The 3,256-nt window shown below is 35.9% G+C and carries 2 protein-coding genes; both read left to right on the top strand.

Annotation, left to right across the window (positions count from 1 at the left end; genetic code table 11):
* Positions 1 to 2,229, top strand: a 2,229-nt coding sequence (locus F6K22_RS36850; RefSeq protein ID WP_293109683.1) for a condensation domain-containing protein, incomplete at its 5' end; no start/stop codon positions are given.
* A 339-nt stretch (positions 2,230 to 2,568) separates the two neighbouring features.
* Positions 2,569 to 3,256: TauD/TfdA family dioxygenase (locus F6K22_RS36845; RefSeq protein WP_293109681.1), on the top strand; the 688-nt coding region annotated here is incomplete at its 3' end.

The raw sequence follows: 3,256 nt of genomic DNA, 5'->3' as shown, positions 1-3,256 counted from the left end.
GCGGGATTAAGTCGTGGTTATCTCAACCGCCCAGAATTAACTGCTGAAAAATTTATTTCTGCGATCCCCCTTCCTTCCCCCTTAACAACGGAAAAAATAGAAAAAGTTCCCCCCTTATCAAGGGGGGTTAGGGGGGATCGTCTTTCCCTTTACAAAACAGGAGATTTAGCTAGATATTTACCAGATGGCACTATCGAATATATTGGGCGAATAGATAATCAAGTTAAGCTGAGGGGTTTCCGTATAGAACTTGGAGAAATAGAAGCAGTTATTAATCAACATCCGGCAGTTCAAAACACAGTAGTAGTTGCTCACGAAATTAAACCAGGAGACAAACGTTTAGTTGCCTACCTAGTTTGTCACTCTCAAAAACCGAATAATGAGGAACTGCGAAACTTCCTCCAAGACAAACTACCCGAATATATGATTCCGTCAGCTTTTGTCATCCTGGAAACTTTCCCACTCACACCCAATGGCAAAATTAATCGTTGGGAACTAAAACCACCAAAAGATTTTGGTATTTCCCAAGATAGTTTTGTACCACCTACCACTCCCGTCGAGAAAAAACTGGCAACCATCTGGTGTGAAATTTTAGGGGTAGAAAAAATTGGCATTCACGACAACTTTTTCCAAATTGGCGGTCATTCACTTTTAATAGTTCAACTTCAGACAAGACTGGAAGAAATATTCAAAAGTAACCTCACAGTCGCTGACTTATTTAAACATCCCACGATCGACACCCAAGCAGAAATTATTGAAATAACTTCAACAACTCCAACTAAAAAGATATCTATTCAACCTGTATCGCGGCAACTAAACTTACCCCTATCATTCAACCAACAACGTCTGTGGTTTCTCGACCAACTTGAAAAAAATAGTGCTGCCTACAATATGCTATTACCAGCACGTTTGTCTGGTAATCTCGACTTGGAGGTTTTACAACAAGCATTTACAGAAATTATTCGTAGACATGAAGTTTTGCGGACTAGCTTTCAAATGGTAGATGGGGAAGCAGTGCAAATTATTTCAGAGGAAGCAAATTTTAATCTATCAGTTATTGACTGGCGAGAAGTAGCAGAAACTAACCGGGAACAGCAAATTCAGGAGTTTGCTATTTCTGAAGCTCAACGTTCCTTTGACTTAAGCCAAAACCCACTTTTGCGAGTCACTCTGCTCCAACTTACCGATACAGAATATGTATTGATATTTGTCATCCATCATATTATTTCCGATGATTGGTCATCGGGTATTATTATCCAAGAGTTAGCTACTTTATATAATGCTTTTGCTAGTGGAAAGCGATCGCCTCTATCGGAGTTATCTATTCAATATGCAGACTTTGCTCATTGGCAACAACAATATTTGCAAAGTGACTTGTTTGCCGACCAACTAAGATATTGGCAGCAACAGTTAGCGGAAGTGCCTACAGTTTTAGCTTTGCCCACAGACAGATCCCGCCCCCAAGTGCAAAATTTCCAAGGTACAACTACCATGTTTGAGTTGCCATCAAAACTCAGTGACAATATCAAGCAAGTTAGTCAGTCTGAGGAAGTAACTTTATTTATGATGTTATTGACTGGGTTTCAAACATTACTTTATTGTTATAGTCAGCAACAAGATTTTTGTATTGGTTCCCCTATTGCTAACCGTAACTCACGAGAAACAGAAGGAATTATTGGATTTTTTGTAAATACTTTAGTGTTGCGTGCCGAACTATCAGGAAATCCCAGTTTTCGAGAATTATTACAACGAGTTCGGGAGGTAGCAATAGGAGCTTTTGCTAATCAAGATTTACCGTTTGAAAAGTTATTAGAAGAGTTGAATATTGAGCGTTCTTTAAGTCATAATCCATTATTTCAAGTGTGGTTTGTCTTGCATAATGTACCAATGCCTAAATTAGAAATGGGAGGATGTCGATTAGAACCTTTACATTTTGATAGTGGATTAGTTAGGCACGATTTGAGGTTAGGTTTATGGGAAACTCCGAATGGTTTTGCTGGTTCGTTTCAGTATAAAACAGATTTATTTGATGCTGAAACTATTAATTTAATGGTGAAAGATTTGGAGAATATTTTTTCTCATCTTGTAGCCAATTTAGATATGAGGTTAAATGAAATCTTAGATATTATTAATGCCTCGAAAAAACAACAACAAATTATGGAGGAACAAAAATTAGAAAATAAGAATCGGCAAAAATTGAAAAAGATGAAAAGAAAATCAGTATTGTAGTGGGAGCATCTTGCTCGCCTGAAATTAAGTGAAATGGAGTGCCACCCAACATTAATAAAGTTAAAAAACAATCAAAATATTGTTGGGTTTCCTTCCTCAACCCAACCTACTGAATAAAAAAACTAAATAGTTAAGAAAACTATTAACTACTCAATGACTACTGACTACTCAAAAAAAACGGGTGCATCTCAATATTTGCAAAAATACTTTTTTCCTCCATACCTGTTCCCATTTAAGTGTTCCCTAAAAGGGATAAAATTTTGGTTTTATTCAAAATTGAGATGCACTCAAAAAACAACTACTGACTACTGACTATTGACTACTGACTATTCAAAAAAAATGAACAAAATAGGTACTATAAAACGCAAAAGAGTAAAATTATCCTCCCAAGAGTTGGTAAAAATTTATAATCTCGAATCAGGGGAAAATTTACCAATAGTTATTGAACCCTCTGGAGAAAAATTAAATTTAATTAGTTGGGCAAATAACAATCGAGAATTAATCGAAAAACATTTGCTAAAACAAGGAGGTATCCTATTTAGAAATTTCCAATTAAATAGCATTCCTGAATTTGAAAAATTTCTCCAATCTACTTTTGGCAAACTATTAGAATATTCTTACCGTTCCACACCAAGAACTCAAGTTAATAATCAGATATATACTTCTACAGAATATCCGCCAGAAGCATCAATTCCTTTACACAATGAAATGGCATATAGTAATAGCTGGCCGATGAAAATTTGCTTTTATTGTGTTCAAGCAGCTACAGAAGGAGGTATGACACCAATAGCTAATAGTCGAAAAGTTTTTGAAAGAATTAATCCCAAAATTCGGGAAGTTTTTCAGAACAAAAAAGTTATGTATATTCGTAACTATGGAAATGGGTTAGATTTACCCTGGCAAAATGTCTTTCAAACTAACGATAAATCGGAAGTAGAAAAATATTGTGAGCAGGCAGAAATAAAATTAGAATGGATTGGAAAAAATAGCCTCCGAACTTATCAAATTTGTCAAGCTGTAGCTGCCA

This window comes from Okeania sp. SIO2F4 (assembly GCF_010672385.1).
In the GTDB taxonomy this organism is placed as follows: Bacteria; Cyanobacteriota; Cyanobacteriia; order Cyanobacteriales; family Microcoleaceae; genus Trichodesmium.
The sequence above is the reverse complement of the archived record's forward strand: the minus strand, read 5'-3'. Positions and strand labels throughout refer to the sequence as shown.